Source organism: Acinetobacter sp. YH12058 (assembly GCF_013419805.1).
Lineage (GTDB): Bacteria > Pseudomonadota > Gammaproteobacteria > Pseudomonadales > Moraxellaceae > Acinetobacter > Acinetobacter towneri.
The window spans coordinates 155,744-177,496 of record NZ_VOZL01000004.1; the positions used below are offsets into that span (position 1 = coordinate 155,744).

General features: G+C 41.5%; 23 protein-coding genes, 2 rRNA genes and 1 pseudogene. 16 read left to right on the forward strand and 10 right to left on the reverse strand.

Translation table 11 applies throughout. The features are described from left to right. Positions 1-5: 5 nt before the first annotated feature. Positions 6-2,141 carry a 3-hydroxyacyl-CoA dehydrogenase NAD-binding domain-containing protein gene (locus FTU09_RS04580; protein ID WP_180079634.1) on the forward strand — a complete coding sequence of 712 codons (2,136 nt, stop codon included), beginning with the start codon at positions 6-8 and terminating at the stop codon, positions 2,139-2,141. Positions 2,142-2,312: 171 nt separating this feature from the next. Further along, positions 2,313-2,645, forward strand: a complete 333-nt coding sequence (locus FTU09_RS04585) for a hypothetical protein (protein ID WP_004972453.1) — start codon at positions 2,313-2,315, stop codon at positions 2,643-2,645. Between the two features lie 112 nt (positions 2,646-2,757). On the opposite strand, the gene FTU09_RS04590 is transcribed toward FTU09_RS04585, so the two are convergent. Continuing rightward, the gene (locus FTU09_RS04590; protein WP_004972455.1) at positions 2,758-3,180 is read right to left on the reverse strand and encodes a GNAT family N-acetyltransferase; all 423 of its coding nucleotides are present in this window, start codon (positions 3,178-3,180) and stop codon (positions 2,758-2,760) included. Between the two features lie 23 nt (positions 3,181-3,203). Then, positions 3,204-4,425, reverse strand: a pseudogene (locus tag FTU09_RS04595) (SAM-dependent methyltransferase). Positions 4,426-4,532: 107 nt separating this feature from the next. Here FTU09_RS04595 and FTU09_RS04600 point away from each other — a divergent pair. Both FTU09_RS04600 and FTU09_RS04605 read left to right on the forward strand, forming a co-directional pair. After that, positions 4,533-5,180: a hemolysin III family protein gene (locus tag FTU09_RS04600; RefSeq protein ID WP_004972459.1), complete on the forward strand. Its 648-nt coding sequence runs from the start codon at positions 4,533-4,535 to the stop codon at positions 5,178-5,180. A 185-nt stretch (positions 5,181-5,365) separates the two neighbouring features. After that, positions 5,366-6,679, forward strand: coding sequence for an MFS transporter (locus FTU09_RS04605; protein ID WP_096901571.1), 1,314 nt, complete (start codon positions 5,366-5,368; stop codon positions 6,677-6,679). Between the two features lie 66 nt (positions 6,680-6,745). Here the strand turns inward: FTU09_RS04605 and FTU09_RS04610 are convergent, their stop codons facing one another. Further along, the gene (locus FTU09_RS04610) at positions 6,746-7,756 is read right to left on the reverse strand and encodes a metallophosphoesterase (protein ID WP_004972462.1); all 1,011 of its coding nucleotides are present in this window, start codon (positions 7,754-7,756) and stop codon (positions 6,746-6,748) included. Positions 7,757-7,932: 176 nt separating this feature from the next. Between FTU09_RS04610 and FTU09_RS04615 the strand changes: the two genes are divergently transcribed. Beyond that, positions 7,933-9,543 carry a phospholipase D family protein gene (locus FTU09_RS04615; protein WP_257221695.1) on the forward strand — a complete coding sequence of 537 codons (1,611 nt, stop codon included), beginning with the start codon at positions 7,933-7,935 and terminating at the stop codon, positions 9,541-9,543. 97 nt (positions 9,544-9,640) lie between these two features. Here FTU09_RS04615 and FTU09_RS04620 read toward each other — a convergent pair whose 3' ends face one another. Further along, on the reverse strand, positions 9,641-10,459 hold the full coding sequence (locus FTU09_RS04620; protein ID WP_096901584.1) for a 1-acyl-sn-glycerol-3-phosphate acyltransferase: 819 nt from the start codon (positions 10,457-10,459) through the stop codon (positions 9,641-9,643). Positions 10,460-10,751: 292 nt separating this feature from the next. Here FTU09_RS04620 and hflX point away from each other — a divergent pair, with 292 nt between their 5' ends. The 6 genes from hflX (at position 10,752) to FTU09_RS04650 (ending at position 14,901) form a co-directional block, all read left to right on the forward strand. Beyond that, positions 10,752-12,092, forward strand: a complete 1,341-nt coding sequence (hflX, locus tag FTU09_RS04625) for a ribosome rescue GTPase HflX (RefSeq protein WP_180079636.1) — start codon at positions 10,752-10,754, stop codon at positions 12,090-12,092. Positions 12,093-12,127: 35 nt separating this feature from the next. Beyond that, positions 12,128-12,499 carry a hypothetical protein gene (locus FTU09_RS04630; protein ID WP_004972466.1) on the forward strand — a complete coding sequence of 124 codons (372 nt, stop codon included), beginning with the start codon at positions 12,128-12,130 and terminating at the stop codon, positions 12,497-12,499. Positions 12,500-12,508: 9 nt separating this feature from the next. Beyond that, a complete protein-coding gene (locus FTU09_RS04635; protein ID WP_180079637.1) occupies positions 12,509-13,183 on the forward strand; it encodes an LrgB family protein in 675 nt (224 codons plus the stop codon). Between the two features lie 88 nt (positions 13,184-13,271). Beyond that, positions 13,272-13,718, forward strand: a complete 447-nt coding sequence (locus tag FTU09_RS04640; RefSeq protein WP_168542481.1) for a DUF2147 domain-containing protein — start codon at positions 13,272-13,274, stop codon at positions 13,716-13,718. Between the two features lie 179 nt (positions 13,719-13,897). Then, positions 13,898-14,341: a DUF2147 domain-containing protein gene (locus FTU09_RS04645; protein WP_168418864.1), complete on the forward strand. Its 444-nt coding sequence runs from the start codon at positions 13,898-13,900 to the stop codon at positions 14,339-14,341. A gap of 107 nt (positions 14,342-14,448) precedes the next feature. Further along, the gene (locus FTU09_RS04650) at positions 14,449-14,901 is read left to right on the forward strand and encodes a DUF2147 domain-containing protein (RefSeq protein ID WP_179995504.1); all 453 of its coding nucleotides are present in this window, start codon (positions 14,449-14,451) and stop codon (positions 14,899-14,901) included. Between the two features lie 83 nt (positions 14,902-14,984). Here FTU09_RS04650 and FTU09_RS04655 read toward each other — a convergent pair whose 3' ends face one another. The 4 genes from FTU09_RS04655 to FTU09_RS04670 form a co-directional block, all read right to left on the reverse strand. Further along, entirely contained in the window at positions 14,985-15,833 is an 849-nt protein-coding gene (locus FTU09_RS04655; protein WP_180079639.1) for a symmetrical bis(5'-nucleosyl)-tetraphosphatase, read from the reverse strand. Next, the gene (gene rsmA / locus FTU09_RS04660) at positions 15,833-16,645 is read right to left on the reverse strand and encodes a 16S rRNA (adenine(1518)-N(6)/adenine(1519)-N(6))-dimethyltransferase RsmA (RefSeq protein WP_180079641.1); all 813 of its coding nucleotides are present in this window, start codon (positions 16,643-16,645) and stop codon (positions 15,833-15,835) included. Before rsmA ends, FTU09_RS04655 begins: the two co-directional genes overlap by 1 nt. A 19-nt stretch (positions 16,646-16,664) precedes the next feature. After that, positions 16,665-17,633 (reverse strand): 4-hydroxythreonine-4-phosphate dehydrogenase PdxA, encoded by a 969-nt coding sequence (gene pdxA, locus FTU09_RS04665; RefSeq protein ID WP_180079643.1) that lies wholly within the window; start codon positions 17,631-17,633, stop codon positions 16,665-16,667. A gap of 170 nt (positions 17,634-17,803) precedes the next feature. After that, positions 17,804-18,073, reverse strand: coding sequence for a hypothetical protein (locus tag FTU09_RS04670; RefSeq protein WP_180079645.1), 270 nt, complete (start codon positions 18,071-18,073; stop codon positions 17,804-17,806). A 265-nt stretch (positions 18,074-18,338) separates the two neighbouring features. Here FTU09_RS04670 and rplM point away from each other — a divergent pair, with 265 nt between their 5' ends. From rplM to FTU09_RS04695, 5 genes are all read left to right on the forward strand, one after another. Then, complete coding sequence (gene rplM / locus FTU09_RS04675; RefSeq protein WP_004909012.1) at positions 18,339-18,767, forward strand: 50S ribosomal protein L13; 429 nt, start codon at positions 18,339-18,341, stop codon at positions 18,765-18,767. Between the two features lie 12 nt (positions 18,768-18,779). After that, the gene (gene rpsI, locus FTU09_RS04680; RefSeq protein WP_004972483.1) at positions 18,780-19,166 is read left to right on the forward strand and encodes a 30S ribosomal protein S9; all 387 of its coding nucleotides are present in this window, start codon (positions 18,780-18,782) and stop codon (positions 19,164-19,166) included. 250 nt (positions 19,167-19,416) lie between these two features. Further along, a complete protein-coding gene (locus FTU09_RS04685; protein WP_180079647.1) occupies positions 19,417-20,070 on the forward strand; it encodes a glutathione S-transferase N-terminal domain-containing protein in 654 nt (217 codons plus the stop codon). Between the two features lie 10 nt (positions 20,071-20,080). Continuing rightward, positions 20,081-20,509 carry a ClpXP protease specificity-enhancing factor gene (locus tag FTU09_RS04690; RefSeq protein ID WP_004972487.1) on the forward strand — a complete coding sequence of 143 codons (429 nt, stop codon included), beginning with the start codon at positions 20,081-20,083 and terminating at the stop codon, positions 20,507-20,509. A gap of 16 nt (positions 20,510-20,525) precedes the next feature. Continuing rightward, positions 20,526-21,176 carry a hypothetical protein gene (locus FTU09_RS04695; RefSeq protein ID WP_004972488.1) on the forward strand — a complete coding sequence of 217 codons (651 nt, stop codon included), beginning with the start codon at positions 20,526-20,528 and terminating at the stop codon, positions 21,174-21,176. Positions 21,177-21,340: 164 nt separating this feature from the next. Here FTU09_RS04695 and rrf read toward each other — a convergent pair. Further along, a 5S ribosomal RNA gene (gene rrf, locus FTU09_RS04700) occupies positions 21,341-21,455 on the reverse strand. 191 nt (positions 21,456-21,646) lie between these two features. After that, a 23S ribosomal RNA gene (locus FTU09_RS04705) occupies positions 21,647-21,753 on the reverse strand; the annotation flags it as partial.

Sequence of the window (21,753 nt, forward strand, 5' to 3'; positions counted from 1 at the left end):
TAAAAATGAGCGCCATTCACTATCAAAAAAATGCCGATAATATTGTCACTCTAACCTTTGACTCACCAAATCAATCTGCCAATACCATGAATGCCGATTTTAGAGATGCATTAGCGCAAGTGGTGCAAAAGTTACAGGCAGACGAACAGGTGGCGGGAATCATTTTTACCTCTGCAAAAAAAACCTTTTTTGCAGGCGGTGACTTAGATGAGTTAATTCAAGTACAGCCTGAACATGCCAGCTCATTTTTTCAGATGATTGAAAACCTAAAAGCACAGCTGCGTTATATTGAAACCCGTGGTATTCCTGTGGTAGCTGCCTTAAATGGCACGGCACTCGGCGGCGGATGGGAACTTGCTCTGTGCTGTCATCATCGTATTGCAATTCGTGATACAAAAACCAAGTTTGGTTTACCCGAAGTGACTTTAGGTTTATTGCCTGGTGGCGGTGGTATTGTGCGGATGGTACGTTTATTGGGTTTACAAACTGCCCTGCCGCTGTTGATGGAAGGCAAACAGCTGAGTGTGGAAAAAGCACAAAGTTTAGGTTTAATCCATGATCTTGCTGAAAATGAAACAGAATTACTCAGCAAAGCCCAAGACTGGATTCTTGCACATCCTCAATCACAACAAGTATTTGATGTCAAAGGCTATAAAATCCCTGGGGGAACACCATCTACACCTGCTGTCGCGCAAATGCTTTCCATTGCTCCTGCCATGCTACGCGACAAAACCAAAGGCTGTTACCCTGCGCCTGAAGCAATTTTGAGTGCAGCAGTAGAAGGTGCGCAGGTTGATGTCGATACAGCCTTACGCATTGAATCTCGCTATTTTACCCAGCTCGCAACAGGTCAAATTTCTAAAAATATGATTGGCACCTTTTGGCATGGGCTGAATGCGATTAAATCGGGCAGTGGCCGTCCGCAAGGCATTGCACCGCATCAAACTCAAAAAGTCGGCATTTTAGGTGCAGGCATGATGGGCGCAGGCATTGCTTATGCCACAGCAAGCAAAGGCATTGCGGTTGTTCTTAAAGATGTATCCATCGAACAAGCTGAAAAAGGCAAAGCTTACAGTCAAAAACTATTGGATAAACAAGTATCGCAAGGTCGTATAAGTGCAGAGCGAGCAGCACAAGTCTTAGCCAATATTCATCCAACGGCACAGGCTGCCGATTTACAAGGCTGTGATTTGATTATTGAGGCGGTATTTGAAAATCCTCAACTCAAGGCGCAAGTCACACAAGAAGCCGAAGTTTTTCTGGCAGAACAAGGTGTGATGGCATCCAATACCTCAACTTTGCCAATAAGCAGGCTTGCCCAAGCTGCGCAAGATCAACAGCGCTTTATTGGACTGCATTTCTTTAGTCCTGTCGATAAAATGCCGTTGGTAGAAATCATTAAAGGAAAAAACACCTCTGCCGATACTTTGGCAAAAGCATATGACTTTGTGCAACACATTGGTAAAACACCGATTGTAGTCAATGACAGACGTGGCTTTTTTACCAGTCGGGTGTTTGGCACTTTTGTGCAGGAAGGCTTGCGCTTACTGGCAGAAGGCGTACATCCTGCCAAAATTGAAATGGCAGCTTTAAAAGCAGGTATGCCTGTTGGTCCGCTTGCCATTCAGGATGAAGTGTCTTTAACCTTGTCTGAACACGTGGCGCAGGAAGCACGTAAAGCGTTACAAGCCGAAGGAAAAGACCGACCACTGTCGAGTGCAGATGAAGTCATTCAAACCATGATTCATCAATTCTCACGTAAAGGCAAAGCTGCAGGTGCAGGCTTTTATGACTACCCTGAACAGGGTAAAAAACAGCTTTGGTCGGGGTTAAGTCATTGGTATAAAAATACCGAAATCGCTGAACAAGAGATGATTAACCGTTTCTTATTTGTACAAGCACTGGACAGCTTACGTTGCTTGGAAGAAGGTGTTTTAGAATCTGTCATTGATGCCAATGTTGGGTCAATTTTTGGCATTGGCTTCCCTGCATGGACAGGTGGTGCTTTGCAGTTTTTAAATCAATATGGTTTAACACAGGCTTTGGCACGAGCACAGCAACTTGCTGCAGCATATGGCGAACGTTTTACCCCACCTAAAATTTTGCAAGACCGTGTTGCTGCAGATGCTAAAAGCATTTAAGTCTAAACTTTAAATTTAAAACAATCTGAGAGGGATACATCATCCCTCTTTTTATTTGCTCAAAATTACAATGAATATCCCTGCATGAATAGAATTTAATCCGTTTTTCATGCATTTTATGTTATAAAGTTACATAATTTTAAGATTTAGATTCAAATTGGGTAGATGCACATGACCGAACGCCTTACTCCTGAAAAATCACCTTGGGGTTGGAAAGCACTCTTTATTTTCTGTATTTTGGGTGGAATTTTCATGTTTATTTTCTGGTTAGCGGTCACGAATGAACCTGACTACATGCCTAGCCAGCAACAAAAGCAGAATACTCAGCAACACGCCTTTAAAAATGCGCCAGCTATGTCACAAGAAGCATTGGCAAAAGCACAAGCAGATCGTGAAGCACGTGAAGCTTTGGCTGCTGAAACTGCAGATGCACACGGTATGACTGAAACAGAACATGCCAATATGCCTGAAAACCATGAGCCAGCACCCGCACATGGACATTAATATGCGCTAGCGGCTCTGTTCATACAGTTTATAAAAAGAAATCGCCATGATCACATTCCATCATGGCGATTTTTATTTTGCACGATTAAAATCAGGACTATCGACAATTCGTTTAAAATATCAATCGCATATCTACATGCGGAATACCACAATCTAAATACGACTCACCCTCAACCTGAAAACTCAAACTTTGATAAAACGGAATCGCGTGTTCCTGCGCAGACAACTTGACCCACGGACGTTGCTGCTGCTTTGCCACCTGAATAATATGCTGCATTAAAACACGTCCCACACCTAAACCGCGCTGTGATTTCAACACTGCGACCCGTCCAATACTGTGATTTTCCAGTAAACGTGCTGTTGCAATCGCCTGTCCAGTTGCATAGACCACAAAATGCAAGGCAACTGCATCTTGTGCATCCCACTCATCTTCAGGCGCAATTCGCTGTTCCTGAATAAAGACTTGCTCACGAATAGATTTGGCCTCTGCAGCAAATTGTGTCCAAGTGCCCGATTGAATTTCATAATCTTGCATCTTTATATCCTGTTCCATCTTGCTTAGCACTTAGAACCAATGCCCTGTTGATCCCACTGATCGTTCAACAACAACTCCAAAGAATGTTTTTGAATACCGTACATGGTTTTTAAATCACGAATTTGTGCCAAAACTGCTTGATCAGGTTCACTCCAATTTTGACGTTTGGTTGCCAAAATCATTTTGTTTTTACTGGTGTGTTCTAAAGCGACAAACTCAAAAACTTTGGTGTCATAACCATAGGCTTTGAGCAATAAAGCGCGGATGGTATCGGTTAACATTTCCGCCTGTTGCCCTGCATGAATGCCAAATTGCAGCATCGGTTGCAACACGCTTGGGCTTTGTAATTGTGGACGCAACTCTTTATGGCAACACGGCGCGCACATAATCATTTGTGCATTCAGGCGAATACCAGTATGAATTGCAAAATCGGTGGCGACATCACAGGCATGCAAAGCAATCATTACATCTAAATGTTCTGGCTGATAGGTGCGCACATCGCCCTGAAAAAAAATCTAGCTGCTGAAAGTCTGAAGCACTCGCCACCGACTGACAAAACTCAACCATTTTCGGGTTTAGTTCCACCCCAGTCACAAAAGGAAGAAATTGCTGCTTTTGCAAATAGTCATATAACGCAAAAGTTAAATAGCCTTTGCCTGAGCCAAAATCCACCACGCGCACAGTATTTTCCGAAATTTTGATTTGCGCCAAAGCCCCCGAAAAAATTTCAATGAATTTATTAATCTGTTTCCATTTACGCGCCATGCTCGGAATAATTTGCGCTTTGGCATCGCTAATCCCCAAGTGTTGTAAAAATGGGCTGGATTGATCGACATAACGCTGCTTTTCTCGGTCATGTCCTTGCGGTTCTTTCGGTTTCGCTATAGTCGGTGCTGTTTTACTAATGCTGAGCATGGCTTTCTTTTTGTTCTTTTTTAGCTGAATTTCCTGATCTGTCGTAAATAAATTGGCCTGTTTACAATCTGCCAATAAGTGACTCAATTGTATCTGTGCTTCTGCCAAAGGATAGTTTTTGGTGATATCCTGCGTTTTATGGCGATACAAACAAGTTAAAACGGTGTCTTGATTTAGCTGAATCACCCGTAAGGTGATTTTTTCTAATTGTTCCAGTTCGCCTTTATATTGACTCAGCACCACACGATCAAGCTTTTGTGTATCAATGGCTTGCTGAAAAGCCTCTAAGAATTGTTGTTCCTGCACAGAGGGAGAAGCCAAAGTCGACATAATAAAAACCTGAAAAAATTACAATTCAAGTTTAATTGTTATTACCCTAAAAGCAAAATTGAATTACGATACAGTTGTATAATTAAAGAAATTAAAGCAGATTCGCCATGAAATTAAATGCCCCTTTAGTGCCTGATTATGACCTGCAAGAAGAACGGATTAACTATCTGAGCCATGGTGTTGGTGCGGCTTTGGCATTTATTGCAGGTATTCTTTTAATCATTAAAGGTGCGTATTTAAGTACGGGACAATGGCTAGGTTTGTGGGCCTATGCAATAAGCATGGTACTGCTTTTTTCTGCTTCAATGCTGTATCACATGGCAACCGCAGCAGACCGTCGTTATTTTTATAAAAAGTTAGATCACACCGCAATTTATTATTTAATTGCAGGGACTTATACCCCATTTTTATCCATCGCGATTCCTACTCAAAAAGCACAATATTTGTTAATTGCCCTGTGGATTATTGCCCTGATTGGCACCCTATTTAAACTGGTATTTATCAACCGTTTTCATAAAATTTCTTTAATTGCCTACTTGGTGATGGGTTGGTTAGCCGTTCTGGTCATGGACGATATGCAAGCCTATTTAAGCAGCCAAGCCCTGACCTTTTTGCTAATTGGCGGCATTGCCTACACCGTGGGTGCATTGTTTTATGCCTTAAAACGCGTAAGATATACCCACGCAATTTGGCATGTATTTGTCTTAATTGGTGCAGGCGCACACTTTCTGGCAATTTATCTGTATGTGATTTAACGCTGAATATCGCTCATGTCTTACAGATAAAACGATCAGATTTGAATGGTGTTCATGGATGCAGTTTTGTAACCGACTTCTTGTTCAAAAAAGTATAACTACAAGAAGTATCTACTATTTTTCTGCCAGTGCGGTCTGTGCCAAATTGCACTTTCATTTAAAATTCACTTTACATAAGGTCCTGTATGGCATCTTCATCTACTGCTGCCGCTGAACAGCCGACTCAAAATTCTAAATTTCGAGTACTGACTGCAAGCTTGGTCGGTACCACCATCGAGTTTTTTGACTTTTATATCTACGCCACTGCGGCAGTCATTATTTTTCCGTATCTGTTCTTTCCGACCAGTACTGACCCAATGACGGCAACCATTCAATCTCTCGCCACCTTTGCAATTGCCTTTATCGCCCGTCCAATTGGCGCAGCTTTATTTGGACATTTAGGAGATCGGATTGGACGCAAAGCCACTTTGGTCGCGGCATTATTGACCATGGGAATTTCTACAGTCTGTATTGGTTTACTGCCGACGTATGCACAAATTGGGATTATCGCGCCATTACTGTTGGCGTTGTGTCGCTTAGGGCAAGGTTTAGGCTTGGGCGGTGAATGGTCGGGAGCAGTACTGTTAGCCACAGAAAATGCCCCTGAAGGTAAACGTGCTTGGTATGGCATGTTCCCACAATTGGGCGCTCCGATTGGTTTTATTCTTGCCACAGGTTCATTCCTTATTTTAGGTGCGCTGATGTCTGAGCAAGACTTTATGACATGGGGCTGGCGCATCCCGTTTATTTCGAGTGCCTTATTGGTGATTGTCGGTTTATGGATTCGCTTAAAACTGCATGAAACGCCTGCCTTCCAAAAAGTGTTGAATAAACAAAAAGAAGTCAATGTGCCATTTATTCAGGTCTTTAAAAAACACGCTAAAATGTTAGTGCTCGGAACAATCGCTGCAATTTGTACCTTTGTGGTGTTTTATCTGACTACAGTATTTGCCTTGCAATGGGGCACTAAACAACTGGGTTATTCACGTGAAGAATTCTTAAAACTTCAACTACTAGCCACATTGTGTTTTGCCGCATTTATTCCCCTCTCAGCCGTTTTAGCCGAAAAATTTGGACGTAAAACTACCTCTATTGCGGTGTGCATCGTCTCTGCAATTTTTGGCTTATTTTTTGCCGACATGCTTGCTTCAGGCAGCACGTGGATTGTATTTATTTTCCTGTGTATTGGCTTGGCAATTATGGGACTTACTTACGGGCCCATTGGTACAGTATTGTCTGAAATTTTTCCTACTTCTGTACGCTATACAGGCTCGGCACTCACCTTTAACTTGGCGGGTATTTTTGGCGCATCGTTTGCCCCACTCATTGCCACCAAACTTGCCACCACTTATGGCTTGGCTGCAGTTGGTTATTATTTAAGTGCAGCATCCATCTTGTCTTTAATCGCATTTTTAATGATTCGAGAAACCAAGCATGATGATGTAAACAATCAAATTTAAGCGCAAAAATTGCATCAAAAAACCAGCCTCGGCTGGTTTTTTTCATGTAGGCGATGGTGACGGTGCTTACAATAATTCAATAATATCAATCGTGGGCGGCACACCAAAACGAAAAGGAACACCGACCATTCCTGTCCCTACAGTCACAAATACATCGGCATGATCATGGCGATATAACCCCTTTTTATGCCCTAAAATAGATACTTTTTTCATCACATAATCGGTCAGCCACGGCAGTTCAACCTGCCCACCATGGGTATGTCCTGCCAACATCAACGGACGTGTCGGCAATTTTGGCACCATATCCACTGTATCGGGGTTATGTGATAACAACACCCACGGCTTATCCTGAGGTAAATCGGGCATATAGCGCATGTCGGTTTTACCTGCCCATAAATCGCCAATACCGAGCAAACGAAACTCATCAAACTCGACAATTCTACCTTCAATATCAATCACGTTATTTTGTTCTAAAGCCGTTTTTAACAGCTCTTGAATGGGCGGGCCAGGATACTGCTCATCATGATTACCATTTACCGAATATACAGGCGCACAAATTTCTTTTAATACCGCCAATTCTTCGACCAATTTATTTTCAGGCTCATAAGTCCAGTCGCCTGCTACAACGACAATATCGGGGTTTTGCAAATTGAGTTTTTTCACAATTTGCTTCAATTGACGCTCATGCCCAGAAAACAAGCCAATATGTAAATCTGCAATTAAAGCAATTTTGACAGGCTTTAATAAACGGCGATCTGCATGAATTTGATATTTGGTAGTTTTGACTTGAATCAAATGCGGTTCAATAAAACGCGCATAGCTCAACACAGCACTGACTAAAAATACAAAAATCGCTTCGTGGATGGAGTAATAGCCCTGAATACCCGCATAAACACTAAAAAAAACCAAAGGCGGCAACAGGTAAGACAAATAAAATGCCAACAAATGCACAAAGGCCTTAAACGGGTGAATGGTTTCTGTATTGGCCTGACTGCGCCATGCTTGCGAAACTGCCCACAGCGCCAAAATTGCCATACCCATATAGAAATACAACACGACTGAATCGTTATCCCACATATTTATTCTCTATTACTTCATACTTCTGCTATTCAATGCTGCGCTAAACCCAGATGTCGCATTTAACCCACACACGTCATATATCTGTATTGTCATATTTATCTTTTCATAGCTGACAATTATACTCAAACCCTATTTTTAACTTATTTGCTCCTCGTGCTAAAAAGGAATTTAATTTGGCAAACCGCAGCTCATCCGCTCCATTTCAAAATATTCGGCACAACGTCTTGTGGCTGAGTTGCGCCTTCGTTTTGACACTCTCAGGCTGTAGCACGCTGCCCAAACAGATTGAACATCCGATCCGGATGGCGTTTGAAACCCCAACCGATCAAACCAGTTTGGCCAAAATTGTACTGCCGCTACGCGAAAAATATCCGCAGCTTACGGGTTATCATGTCCTGTATGATCCGCTCGAAGCCCTAGCAGCACGTATCTATCTGATTAATAAAGCAGAAAAATCTTTAGATTTACAATATTATATTTGGGATAACGATAAAATTGGCGCGCTTGCACTACACGCCATTATTCGTGCGGCAGATCGTGGGGTGAAAGTCCGCTTATTGGTCGATGATAACAATGCCAAAAAAATGGAAGGCATTTATCTCGCGCTCGATCAACACGTCAACATCGACATCAAACTGTATAATCCATATCGCTTTCGACATTATCGTGCCATGGACATGATTTTGGATTTGAAGCGTATTAACCGTCGTATGCACAACAAAAGCTTTATTGCCGATAACCAAATTTCTCTGATTGGTGGGCGCAATATGAGCAATCAATACTATAACGTCAGCGACAATTATCAATTTTCTGATGTCGATGTGATGTTAGTCGGCTCGGCTTCGGATGAAATTATTCACTCTTTTGATGAATACTGGAATGATGACTATGCTTATTCAGTCAAGCAATTGGTCAATCCACAACATTACACCTTGCGTTATGAAAGCTTAAAACAGCAATTAGAACAGCACGATCAAGAAGCCACCGTACAAAATTATTTAGATTTGGTGACTCGTTCTAAAGCGATTGAACAGTGGATGACGCGTAGTATTAAGTTCGATTGGGTCAGTGCTGAAGTGGTCAAAGATGCGCCGAGTAAAATTAAAGACCGCGCCTCAAAAGAAGAACATCTCAACTTTCAATTGCTGACGCATTTAGAGAAGCCAAGCAGTAGTGTCGATATTATTTCTGCGTATTTTGTCCCTGAACAATCGGGGGCAGAAAAACTAAAAGACTTGGCGGATGATGGCGTTCAGGTACGCGTACTGACCAACTCCTTTAAAGCCAACGATGTTCCTGTGGTGCATGCTTTTTACGCCAAATATCGAGAAGATTTATTGGCAAATAACGTGCAGCTGTATGAGTTTTTGGCGCGACCTGAAATGGAAAACCTAAACACACATACGCACGAAATTTCCAAAAAAGCCAAAGTCAGTATGAAAGGTTTAAGCCGTTCTAGTTTACATGCCAAACTCATGGCATTGGATGAAAAACAGGTATTTATTGGTTCGTTTAATTTTGACCCACGCTCGGCATATTTAAATACTGAAATTGGAGTAATTTTAAATAGTCCACCATTGGCTCGCGCAGTTCACCAGACCATGGATGTCAATTTATCCAAATATGCTTATAAACTGGTTTTAGATGCGCAACAAAACATTCAATGGCAGATGAAAAATCCACAAGGCGAAACTCAAATTCTAAAAAAAGAACCAGGGATGAAATGGTATCAACGTGCGGCAATGAAAATTACCTCATGGCTGCCAATTGAAGGCTTTATGTAGCAACATAATATTGAAGCTGTTGGATGATGACCATTATTCTTAAAAAAATGTGATGTGCTTAGGCTATCTTTAACATGAAGATGCGCCTAAGCATGTTTTATGATGTCAGCACTTGTGGTTTTAATACCTGACGATGCAACTCAGCCAAACCTTCTGTCATGCGTTCCTGTACCACAGCAGTTAAAGATTCAATATCGTGCCCTTCTACCACAATTGCAGGTAACGCCATTAAATGCGCTGTCACTTTCGGCATTTCCAAAACATCTTTCACATGATCAACAAAGGTCATGTCATTAATAAACGGCGCAACAGTATCTAACTCACCTTGCTGATTCACATAACAAATCAGACAAATTTGCACAGGTCGTTTGGCTTCAATTGCTGCCCCTAAAATACGACCATGCACTTTTTTAATTTTGCTTCCATCTGACGTGGTCGCTTCAGGAAAAAATAATACAGGAATATCTTGTTTTAAAAATTGCGTGATTTGTTCACGAATTTTGACTGAATCGCCAGAGCCACGCTTAATAAATAGCGTCCCCCCACCTTTGGCTAACTTACCCAATAACGGCCATTTTTCAATTTCAGCTTTGGCCAGAAAAAATACCCGCGCACTAGAACCCAATACCGCTACATCTAACCACGAAATATGATTACTGACCCATAGCGCAGGGTCATGCGGAATTTCACCATGAATTTGCACTTCAATATTAAAAACTTTGCACAATTGACGGCAAAAATATTGCACATAGCGCGTATTGTTCGGGTTGTTGGTGTCTTTATACAATTGATGACGATAGACCAAATAAAACCCTTCACCAATCGCGCCAGCCGTTGCCAGAACTTTTTTGCTATACAAAGCAAGCTTTGCAAAACCATGAATTGGAGATGTGTGAGTTTCAACAGCTGGGTTCATAGGGTCATCACTAATTGTTAAACGCAAAACAACGTATAAAGGTCTATATTTTGCTCATTCTATACTGTTCAATCTGAACTTGCATTGATAATAAAAACCGAAACCTGCATGCAAACATGCGACTTTTGGCAAAATCTAAATAGATAAATTCTATATTGGGGTCATCCTTATAATTGAGTTTACATACGTTGATATAGCATCAAATCAGGGCGCAGGAAAAATCCAATCATCTATTTCCCTGCACAAACATTTTTTCTACTAGAATATAGCTTTAGCATGGAGATTGCGCTGAGTGGAAAATTTTGTGCCACCTCAAGATGGCGAGCGTGTTGTACTGGTCAGTGTCGCTGTCCAAATTTTAGAAGACCTAGATGCCGAAGAATTTCAGCTCTTGGCTGAATCTGCGGGTGCAGAAGTTTTACAACACGTCCACACTCAACGTAGTAAACCCGATGCCAAACTCTTTATTGGCTCAGGCAAAGCCGAAGAAATTGCCGCATTGGTCAAAGAACACGACGCCAATTTGGTCATTTTTGATCATGCACTCAGTCCTGCACAGGCACGTAATTTAGAAAAAGTGATGCAATGCCGTGTGGTTGACCGTACCGAACTCATTTTAGATATTTTTGCTCAACGCGCCCGCACTTACGAAGGTAAATTACAGGTCGAATTGGCACAATTACAACATTTATCTTCACGTTTGGTGCGTAGTCGCAGCAACTTAGACAGTCAAAAAGGCGGTATCGGCTTACGTGGTCCTGGGGAAACCTTGCTTGAAACTGACCGACGCTTATTGCGTATTCGCATGGGACAACTAAAAACCAAACTCGATAAAGTCCGTCAAACCCGTGCACAAGGTCGTGTGGCTCGGCAAAAATCCGCCATTCCTACCGTTTCATTGGTCGGTTATACCAACGCAGGCAAATCGACCTTATTTAATATTTTGGCGCAAAGTGATGTCTATGCTGCTGACCAACTGTTTGCTACGCTTGACCCTACTTTACGGCGTTTAGAATGGGATGGCATCGGACGTCTGGTATTGGCAGACACCGTTGGCTTTGTAAGAAACCTATCTCACTCTTTGGTGGAATCTTTTAAAGCAACTTTGGAAGAAACCTTAGAAGCCAGTTTATTGCTGCATGTGATTGATTCAAGCAACCCCGATGTGTTGGAACAAATTGAAGCAGTCGAAGGTGTGCTAAAAGAAATTGGCGCAGATGTACCTATTTTGCGGGTTTACAATAAAATTGATGTCTCAGGCGAAACAGCCAAAATTATCTATGAAAAACCGCATCAACCTGACCGTGTCTATGTATCGGCACATTCAGGGCAAGGTTTAGACTTGTTAAAACAAGCCGTACATGAATGTTTGATGGGGCAAATTCAAAAGTTTGATCTTAAATTACAACCTGCTTATGGCAAACTGCGCAATCAACTGTATGCGCTCAATGTCATTCAGGCAGAACAGTACGATGATGAAGGTCAATTACATCTACAAGTCAGCATGGCACCACATAAACTGGAACAACTGATTAAACAGGCACATTTACCGATAGACGAAATTTTAGGTGCACAGGCAGAACAATTTAAACGTCCGCTTGAAGCATTTGAAATTGACGATCAGATCGGTTAAAACGTGATAAGTAAAATTTTAATGAAAGATCAAAAATGAGCAGGATAAAACATATCGATTGGCCAGCATGGATCGGCACACTCCTTTTGATTATTGTGTTTCGTGAAGCCTCTGTATGGATCATGACCCAATTTAATCACCCAGAATTAGGCAATTTAGTCGGTTTGCTCAGCCTGCTGGCGGTATTATTTACATGGCGCAAACTCAGTAAAATTCCTGCTCGTCTGGTCGATACCAACAACAAAATCATGAAAGAAAGTGCCTTTGCCTTTTTACCCATCAGCGCGGGTTCATTAATTATGCTCACGCACATGGGCAAACAAATTCCAATCTTCTTAATTGTGTTGTTTATCAGTACGCTGATCCCGCTTTGGCTGTATGCCAAAATGGCAAAACGCTGGCTTTAGGAGATTAAAATGCTGTCAATTCTATATGGTTTTTTAATCACTCTCGTTGCATATTTACTGGCAAAACCTTGCAACCAAAAAGTCCCGCAAATCCCTGTGATTGTCTTTGGCATGTGTTTTGTGTTGCTACTGTTGTATTTTTTCGGGATTCCATACGAAACTTACGTAGCACAAACCAACCCTTTGTTTAATCAATTATTGGGCTATGTGACAGTTGCACTCGCCATTCCTCTAGCAGCCATGCGTTATGACGATTTACCACTAAAAGCCATTTTAGGCATTTTACTATTTGCCAGCATCAGTGCTGTAGCCCTACCTATGGGACTGGCATATACCTTACACATGTCTAGTGCCGATATTATGGCCTTTGCTACACGTGCCGTAACCACACCTATTGCCATTAACATCGCCACACTTTTGGAAGCCCCAATTCAATTGGCAGTATTGATTGTGATTTTATCGGGTGTTGTCGGTGCTGCTTTCTCACCTTTTATTTTAAGACACATCAATGATGAACGTGCCTCTGGTTTGGCTTTAGGTCTGGCTGCGCATGCAATTGGGACCGCCCAAGCTTGGCAACGTGGTAGCGTAGCTGGACGTTATGCCGCCTTTGGTATGGCCGTCAATGCAGTATTTACCGCAGTATGGCTGCCAACTTTTATACTGTATTTACAAAAAATGTGACTGAGCAATCACTTATTTAGACTTGTCGAGTTTTAACTTTCTTTTTACTATGAAATATCCAGTTAGCCAAAAACAAGGAACATTGAACATGGTCAAGATGAGACTCACCGTTGCCTTAATCTGCTCAGCGTTAGGAAGTTTTGCGCTAGCTCAAGATATTACGGGTACTTGGAAAAATATTGATGACAAAACAGGTTCATCAAAAGCAATTTTAGAAATTCGTCAGGAAGCCAATGGCACCTATACGGCTAAAATTGTCAAAGTTACTCCTCGTCCTGGCTACACTCCTAAAGATACCTGTGTCAACTGTCCTGCGCCTTATACCAACCAACCTATTTTAGGAATGGATATACTCAAAGGCTTAAAACATACAGGTGGCACTAACTTCTCTGGTGGAAAAATTATTGACCCATTAAACGGCAATATCTACAGCACCAAAGCCAAATTAAGCAGCAATGGCAAACGTCTGACCATGCGTGGTTATGTGGGCGTATCTGCTCTAGGACGCAGCCAAACTTGGATTAAAAGCGACTAATTAATCGCTTTACTTTTCACTTAAAATGCCACACGTTCGTGGCATTTTTTATTAGTTTTCTTACATTTTAGTCGCAACTTTAAGATTAATTTTTTCTCAAATCGCTTGACTCCTACCACAACTCGCTTTATATCTTGAATAAACCTCTGTGATCAATTTCGGCAATCAAAGGAACTGATATGAAGAAAAATTTACTGATAGGTGCATTTGCAAGCTTAATGTTCAGTGGCAGTTTATTTGCTGCAGACTTAACTGGAACTTGGCAAAGCATTGATGACAAAACTGGCTCACCTAAGGCTTTAATTGAAATTACCAAAGCGGAGAATGGTACGTTTACGGGTAAAATTGTCAAAGTCACACCACGTGCAGGCTATACCCCTAAAACCATTTGTGTCGATTGCCCTGCACCATATACCAATAAACCACTTGTAGGCTTAGAAATTATTAAAGGTTTACAACATGTGGATAACAACAACTATGCCAACGGGCGTATTCTTGATCCACTTGCAGGCAAAATGTATAGCTTAAAAGGACGTCTTGCTGCCAACGGTAAACGCCTAACCTTGCGTGGTTATGTCGGAATTTCTGCCATTGGTCGGACACAAACGTGGATTCGTCAATAAAATCTAACGCATAGTGTCGCATCGGTCATTTTTTCAAGATACTCGGGGCTTTGTGCAAGCCTATTCACAGATTAGACTAGCCGCAAAGACCGAGTAAGGGAAATAAAATGATTCAAAAATTGGCTTTAGGAATAGCCGTCATCTTCGGCAGCCTTAGCACTTTGGCGATGGCACAAGATTTAGCGGGCACTTGGCAACAAATTGATGATAAAACAGGCTCACCCAAAGCTGTCATCGAAATTCGTAAAGAAGCCAATCAAACCTATACGGGTAAAATTATTAAAGTAACTCCACGTCCAGGTTATACCCCACGTGAACTCTGTAATAAATGCCCTGCGCCCTATACTAACCAACCTATTTTAGGGATGGACATTTTAAAAGGCTTACAACAAGTCAAAGACAGCAATAATTACGAAAAAGGACGCGTAATTGATCCATTGGCAGGTCGTATTTACGATGCAAAAATTCGCATCAACTCGACAGGTAAGCGCTTGACTTTGCGCGCTTATATGGGGGTATCTACACTAGGTCGCAGCCAAACTTGGATTCGGATTCAATAAAATTCAAGATAAAAATGGCCACTTTAATAGGTGGCTGTTTTCATTTCGACATCACATTTTCAAATTATAAAGATAAAGTATTGTTACCATTCTGCCAGCGGATTATCCACTGAAAACAATTGCTTATCTTCCAAACGATACGCCATGAGCTGATTGCCCCACACACAACCGCCATCCACATTTTGAATATTGTCAGCTACCCTTTTCCCTTGCAATGCCGCCCAATGACCAAATACGATTTGATGTGTTTGCGCAGCTAAAGATGGATATTCAAACCACGGTTTAAAACCTTCTGGCATCGGGTCATCTAAGGCATCTTTAAAGCTGAACTCCAAACCACCCTGTAAATTGGCTAAACGCATACGGGTCAAATAATTGGTAATACAACGTAAACGCGCATGTCCCGTTAAATCATCCGACCAAACTGTAGGTTCTGCCCCATACATTTCCTTAAAAAATGCATCCACCACAGCAAAATCTTCATGCCCAATGACCGCTTCGACTTCTTTAGCATAGGCTGCTGTTTGTGCAGCATTCCAAATATGGGGAATACCTGCATGGGTCAAAATCGTATTTCCATTCGGAAAAAGACACAAAGGCTGTTTGCGTAGCCAGTCAATTAAATCATCACTGTCAATCGCATCAATTACATCGCGGGTATTGTCTTGCTCTTTAATTTTCTTTAAGCCACGTGCGCCTGCTAACAGCGTCAAATCGTGATTGCCTAAAACTGTTGCTGCAACGCCGCGATCGACCAGTTTTTTAATAAAGCGCAATGCACCAATTGAGTTTTCACCACGTGCAACCAAGTCGCCAGCAAACCAGATAAAATCCTGATCAGGGTCAAACTGTATTTCTTTAAGTAACAGTTTCAGGGCTTCAAAGCAGCCCTGTACATCGCCAATCACATAGTTGTATCGAATTGCTGCCATTAACTCACCATTTGATCTGCCAATGCGACAAATGCTTCCAAACTTAAAGTTTCAGGACGTGCCATTGGGTCTACCCCTGCACGCTCAAATGCATCTTCAGCCAACATGCCTTTTAAGCTATTACGTAAAGTTTTACGACGCTGGGTAAAAACATGCGACACCAAACGTGCCAATGCCTTTTCATCTTTGGCAATAATTGGTTTGGTTGCATAGGGTTCTAAGCGAAATACAGCAGAAGTCACTTTAGGCGGTGGGTTAAATGCACCAGGCGGCACTTCAAACAAGAAGGTTGGCTTGCAGTAATATTGCATCATCACCGACAAACGCCCATATTCTTTGGTGTTTGGCGATGCGGTAATACGATCCACCACTTCTTTTTGCAGCATAAAGTGCATGTCTTTGACTTTGTCGCCAAATTCTAAGAGATGGAACAATAACGGAGTCGAAATATTGTAAGGCAAGTTCCCGACCACACGTAAAGGACGGCCTTCAGCAAATAATTCACTAAAATCGTATTTCAGGGCATCACTTTCAACAATAGTCAAGCGTTCGGGATGCGGTACACGCCCTGGCAAGCCTGCAGCCAAATCACGGTCTAACTCCACTACAGTCAAGGCATCACACTCACCAATTAAAGGTGAGGTCAATGCCGCTAAACCCGGTCCAATCTCGACAATATTATCGCCTGGACGTGGGTTCACTGAGCGGACAATTTTGGCAATCACGCGTTGATCATGCAAAAAGTTTTGACCAAAGCGTTTACGAGCCTGATGCCCTTCATCTTTTGGGTTTAGGGCATTAATTTGATACATAAAGATTTCCAAGCTGAAATTATGAACGTGCTAAATCCAGCGCTAAATCGACAGCAACATGCAAGCTAGAACTTTTCGCAAGTCCCGTACCTGCGAGGGAGAGCGCTGTGCCGTGATCGACTGAAGTGCGAATAAACGGTAAGCCTAAAGTAATATTGATTGCTTCACCAAAGCCCTGAGATTTTAACACAGGTAAACCCTGATCGTGATACATCGCTAAAACTGCATCGGTATCTTTTAAATTTTCTGGGGTAAATAAAGTATCTGCAGGTAAACTTAAACTGAGATTTTCACCGCGATTACGGTAATTTTGCAGCACAGGATTAATCACCTCAATTTCTTCCATGCCTAAATACCCATCTTCGCCCGCATGTGGGTTCAAACCACAGACCAATACTTTAGGATGTTCAATTTTAAACTTGCTTTTTAGATCGTGCAGCAAAATATCAATTACTTGTTCTAAACGTGTTTTGGTAATGGCATCTGCCACGGCACGTAAAGGTAAATGCGTGGTCGTCAAGGCAACGCGTAAGGTTTTGGTGGCTAACATCATCACCACACGCGCAACACCTGCAAACTCCTGATAATATTCAGTGTGCCCACTAAAAGAAATACCAGCTTCATTAATAATAGATTTTTGCACGGGTGCTGTCGCCACGCCCACACTCTTACCTGTCATTGCATAAGAAGCTGAGCGACGTAATTGCTCCAAAACGTAAGCTGCATTTTGTGCACTTAAATGCCCCAACTCAACATCTACAGCCAAAGGCACATGCTCAACATATAACTGCCCAAGCGCTGCAGGCTGTTGCTGACCTGAATATTCAATCAATTCGACTTGTTGCTTTAGAATTTCGGTGCGTTGTTGTAATAATTGATGATCTGCCAATACAACAATTGGACGCTCATCTTGTCGATTTGCCAGACTTAAACAAATATCAGGTCCAATACCTGCAGGTTCACCACTGGTGACATATAAAGGGCGCATGCAGCTTCATCCACTATAGCTAGGTGTAGCTGAATTATAGCGCCATCCTGAGCAAAATTGTTTTATCTCCAATCTAATCTAAATCGGCTATCTAAGATGCCCATCTGATGCGCCCACTCTGAAATGCCAATCACGACCGCGCATAACAACAAACCTATAAATAGTTTTGATCAGGATAGACTCAAGATGATGAAGCCTCCAATGCCATATAGCATAAAAGGGAGCAAGGTCATGTGCATAAATACAGAATAGATTAAGATAAAATCAAATACATCAGTACCATAAGCTGCACCTACCAACAAAAATGCCAGTTCATACAGACCAATCAATGTGATGAAAAAACCTGCTATAAATTTTAGCAGTTTATTTGGTTGCGGCTTTAATGCTTCTGTCGTTAATGCTTTTGTCGTTGTAGCGATGCGTTCTAAATCATCAGACATAGTGATCCGTCCTCATCATTATTATTTGCTGCGACCATACAGAAAAAGCTAAAACAGCACTAGATAAAGAAGATCAATACCTGATTTTTACTGTCGTGAAATGGTCGCTAGAGGTGATTTTGCTTTTATAACCAAACTTGATAAAATATAGCGCTTAAAATGTGACTTTTCCATTGTAGTTCTACCCATTCTCAGGTAGAATTCGGACTCCTTTTTGTTTGGACAGCTTCCATAGTCCAAACCAACTATAATAGGTAGTGGTTTAATGAAAACTCTCAGCGCTAAGCCAGCTGAAGTTCAACACGACTGGTACGTTGTTGATGCTTCTGGCAAAACTCTAGGTCGCCTTGCGACAGAAATCGCTCGTCGTTTACGCGGTAAGCACAAAACTTCTTATACTCCTCACGTTGACACTGGCGACTACATCGTTGTTATCAATGCTGAGCAAGTTCAAGTGACTGGTAACAAATCACTTGACAAGAAATACTATCGCCACACTGGTTTCCCTGGTGGTATCCGTGAAACTAATTTCGAGAAATTAGTTGCTCACAAACCAGAAGAAATCTTCCAACGCGCTGTAAAAGGCATGTTGCCAAAAGGTCCTCTTGGTTATGCTATGATCAAGAAAATGAAAGTGTACGCTGGTGCTGAGCATCCTCACACAGCTCAACAGCCACAAGTTTTGGACATCTAAGGGATACAGCACATGGCTACTAACTATGGTACAGGTCGCCGTAAGACCGCAACTGCACGTGTTTTCTTATCAGCTGGTACAGGTAAACTCGTAATTAACAACCGTACTCTTGAGCAATATTTCGGTCGTGAAACTGCTCGTATGATCGTACGTCAACCATTAGAGCTTCTTGAAGCTACTGAAAAATATGACCTTTACATCACTGTTGCTGGTGGTGGTATTGGTGGTCAAGCTGGTGCAATCCGTCACGGTATTACTCGTGCATTGATCGCATCTGACGACACTTTAAAACCTGCTCTTCGTCAAGCTGGTTTCGTTACTCGTGATGCTCGTGAAGTTGAACGTAAGAAACTTGGTTTACGTAAAGCTCGTAAACGTCCACAATTCTCTAAACGTTAATTCGTTTACCGAATCGGACACAAAAAAAGCCTTGGATTTTCCAAGGCTTTTTTTTATGCAAATCAACGAGCTGAGCATTTTAAGTCAGATAAACAATTCGGATTCACATACACCAAAAATCAAAATTCAATACAGTCCAAAAATTGAAAACCAATCAACAAATATCTCATACACTTTTATCAGCTTTGCTGGGTGATTTTAGTGGCTAAGTTTAGTATCCTATTCTATTCATTTGGTTTTATTTCGGATTATGTCAGTCGAGAACGCACCCTTACAAGGCATTACCCTCTACAGTCATGCGGACGACTTTCGCTCACATTGGATTCGTTACGTTCTGGCCGAAAAACAAATCAAATATCAACTGATTTTGGTCGATTATGAAGATGAAGACCTCGCAAGCCTGAATCCGTATAATCAACTTCCAATGCTGCTAGAAAACGATTTAAAACTCTTTAATACTGCGATTATTTCCGAATATCTGGATGATCGTTATCGACAAAATAAACTTTATGCCGATGCACCTATGCCACGTGCAGAACAACGTCAATATATTTGGCGCTTTGAACAAGACTGGTTCAAACTTGCCGATCAGATGCTACGTCATCCTGATAGCTTAGATTACACAACACAGCGCGCTGCACAAAAAAAATTACGTGATACACTCATTTCACTGACACCATTATTTCAGCATTATCCTTATTTCATGTCAGAAAATTTCAGTATTTTAGATTGCATGCTGGCATCCTTATTTATACGGCTAAAAGCCATGGGCATAGAATTACCTCAACAACACTGTCGTCCAATTTCCCTGTATTGTCAGCGGATTTTTTCACGCCCTGCCTTCACTCAAGCAATGACTTTGCAAGAAAAAAATCGCTATCAAGAATTTTTAATTCATACTTAAAGAGCATATTATGTCTGAATCTGAAATCAATTTAAGTCCAACCCGTCCTTATTTAGCCCGCGCAATTTATGAATGGATTTGTGATAACCAACTCACACCACATTTATTGGTCGATGCTACACAGCCGAATACGCTTGTTCCTGAACAATTTATTCAGGATGGTCAGATTGTTCTAAATATCGTTCCACATGCAGTGCATGCCTTACACATGAGCAATGATGCAATCACCTTCTCTGCACGCTTTGGTGGCGTATCACGCGACTTATATGTACCTATGAATGCCGTCGTAGGTATCTATGCAAGAGAGAATGGACAAGGCTTATTCTTTGATCCAAGTGAGTATGCACATATCCAAAATGATCAAGATGCTTTAGAATCAAAGACTGAAGAAAAAACCGAACAAACTAAGAAAAAACCAAGCCTTAGATTATTAGATTAAAACAATGGAGTAGTGAATGGCTTTTGATTTAGTACAATATTTTGCAGCGCAGATTAAACTTCAAAAGCCCTCGCTTTTGAAACAATATAATGCTGTTGATCGCGACCAATATATTCAAGAAATCAATGCGCTGAGCTTAGGCAAACTGGTCAGTCTGTGGCGAGAAGACAACCAAAAACTTTATCAAGAAATTGATCATCAAGATGAATTATATATTCAGGAAATTGCACGTCGACTCACCACATCTCCACACAATCAGTCACCTCTCTCCAAAACTGAGCTTGAACAGAATATTAGTGAAGTCTTAGCCTTACAACTCACAGAGCTCAAGCAATTGGATCAAACCGGTAATTTTGGCAATAAAGGTCTAGGTGAATTATTGCTAGGTCAAATTGAACATTTATCTGGTCAAGCGGATGATTGGGTTTGGTCAACAAACGATCTAATAGAGTTAAAAGGTTCTAAACCAATTCCTCAAGAAGAGCTATCATTAGAGGCATCAATGAAGGAGTTTAATCAAATGGTACAACAACATACCCACGATGATCATCAAAATATTGAGCCTGTAGAAGCAATTGTACCCACTTGGTCTAAAGTACTAGAACCTATCGTTGCGATTGCGATTTTAGCAATTCTATGGTGTTCCGTTACTCAATTATTCGCTTAAATCAATCTTCTATCTAAGCCGTAATAAAACCATCATCATCTGATGGTTTTATTTTGCCTTCACTTTTATGTTTCCTTTCTTTTTATAATTTTATTTTTCTAACTTTATTTTCTTTTCCACATAAAAAACACCCCCAACGCTAGTTGAGGGTGTTTAGAATAATGAGCTGGCGATGACTTACTCTCACATGGGTAACCCCACACTACCATCAGCGCGAAGAGGTTTCACTTCTGAGTTCGGGAAGGGATCAGGTGGTTCACTCTTGCTATGGTCGCCAGCACAACTGTTTACGGAGACTTGCATTGGTCTTACTCACGATAGTGATGCACTGCGTTTTCCGAATCTGTAACAGATTGGGCTGTATTGGGTCTGAATTTTATTGTTTAGCGTTAACTAAATCAAGATCAGTCTGAATTGACTGATTGGATTTGAATCGATTGAGCATACAATCCCAACTGTTTGGGTGTTGTATAGTCAAGCCTCACGAGCAATTAGTATTGGTCAGCTTCACATATCGCTATGCTTCCACATCCAACCTATCAACGTCGTAGTCTTCAACGGCTCTTTAGGAGGCATA

Bases quoted from the DNA above. Each gene is read 5' to 3' on its own strand.
- FTU09_RS04685 (WP_180079647.1), top strand. From the start codon at position 19,417: ATGTCAGTCGAGAACGCACCCTTACAAGGCATTACCCTCTACAGTCAT.
- FTU09_RS04655 (WP_180079639.1), bottom strand. From the start codon at position 15,833: ATGGCAGCAATTCGATACAACTATGTGATTGGCGATGTACAGGGCTGC.
- FTU09_RS04635 (WP_180079637.1), top strand. From the start codon at position 12,509: ATGCTGTCAATTCTATATGGTTTTTTAATCACTCTCGTTGCATATTTA.
- rplM (WP_004909012.1), top strand. From the start codon at position 18,339: ATGAAAACTCTCAGCGCTAAGCCAGCTGAAGTTCAACACGACTGGTAC.
- FTU09_RS04690 (WP_004972487.1), top strand. From the start codon at position 20,081: ATGTCTGAATCTGAAATCAATTTAAGTCCAACCCGTCCTTATTTAGCC.
- rsmA (WP_180079641.1), bottom strand. From the start codon at position 16,645: ATGTATCAAATTAATGCCCTAAACCCAAAAGATGAAGGGCATCAGGCT.
- FTU09_RS04650 (WP_179995504.1), top strand. From the start codon at position 14,449: ATGATTCAAAAATTGGCTTTAGGAATAGCCGTCATCTTCGGCAGCCTT.
- FTU09_RS04695 (WP_004972488.1), top strand. From the start codon at position 20,526: ATGGCTTTTGATTTAGTACAATATTTTGCAGCGCAGATTAAACTTCAA.
- FTU09_RS04640 (WP_168542481.1), top strand. From the start codon at position 13,272: ATGGTCAAGATGAGACTCACCGTTGCCTTAATCTGCTCAGCGTTAGGA.
- rpsI (WP_004972483.1), top strand. From the start codon at position 18,780: ATGGCTACTAACTATGGTACAGGTCGCCGTAAGACCGCAACTGCACGT.
- FTU09_RS04630 (WP_004972466.1), top strand. From the start codon at position 12,128: ATGAGCAGGATAAAACATATCGATTGGCCAGCATGGATCGGCACACTC.
- FTU09_RS04600 (WP_004972459.1), top strand. From the start codon at position 4,533: ATGAAATTAAATGCCCCTTTAGTGCCTGATTATGACCTGCAAGAAGAA.
- FTU09_RS04670 (WP_180079645.1), bottom strand. From the start codon at position 18,073: ATGTCTGATGATTTAGAACGCATCGCTACAACGACAAAAGCATTAACG.
- FTU09_RS04645 (WP_168418864.1), top strand. From the start codon at position 13,898: ATGAAGAAAAATTTACTGATAGGTGCATTTGCAAGCTTAATGTTCAGT.
- FTU09_RS04610 (WP_004972462.1), bottom strand. From the start codon at position 7,756: ATGTGGGATAACGATTCAGTCGTGTTGTATTTCTATATGGGTATGGCA.
- pdxA (WP_180079643.1), bottom strand. From the start codon at position 17,633: ATGCGCCCTTTATATGTCACCAGTGGTGAACCTGCAGGTATTGGACCT.
- FTU09_RS04580 (WP_180079634.1), top strand. From the start codon at position 6: ATGAGCGCCATTCACTATCAAAAAAATGCCGATAATATTGTCACTCTA.
- FTU09_RS04605 (WP_096901571.1), top strand. From the start codon at position 5,366: ATGGCATCTTCATCTACTGCTGCCGCTGAACAGCCGACTCAAAATTCT.
- FTU09_RS04590 (WP_004972455.1), bottom strand. From the start codon at position 3,180: ATGCAAGATTATGAAATTCAATCGGGCACTTGGACACAATTTGCTGCA.
- FTU09_RS04620 (WP_096901584.1), bottom strand. From the start codon at position 10,459: ATGAACCCAGCTGTTGAAACTCACACATCTCCAATTCATGGTTTTGCA.
- FTU09_RS04585 (WP_004972453.1), top strand. From the start codon at position 2,313: ATGACCGAACGCCTTACTCCTGAAAAATCACCTTGGGGTTGGAAAGCA.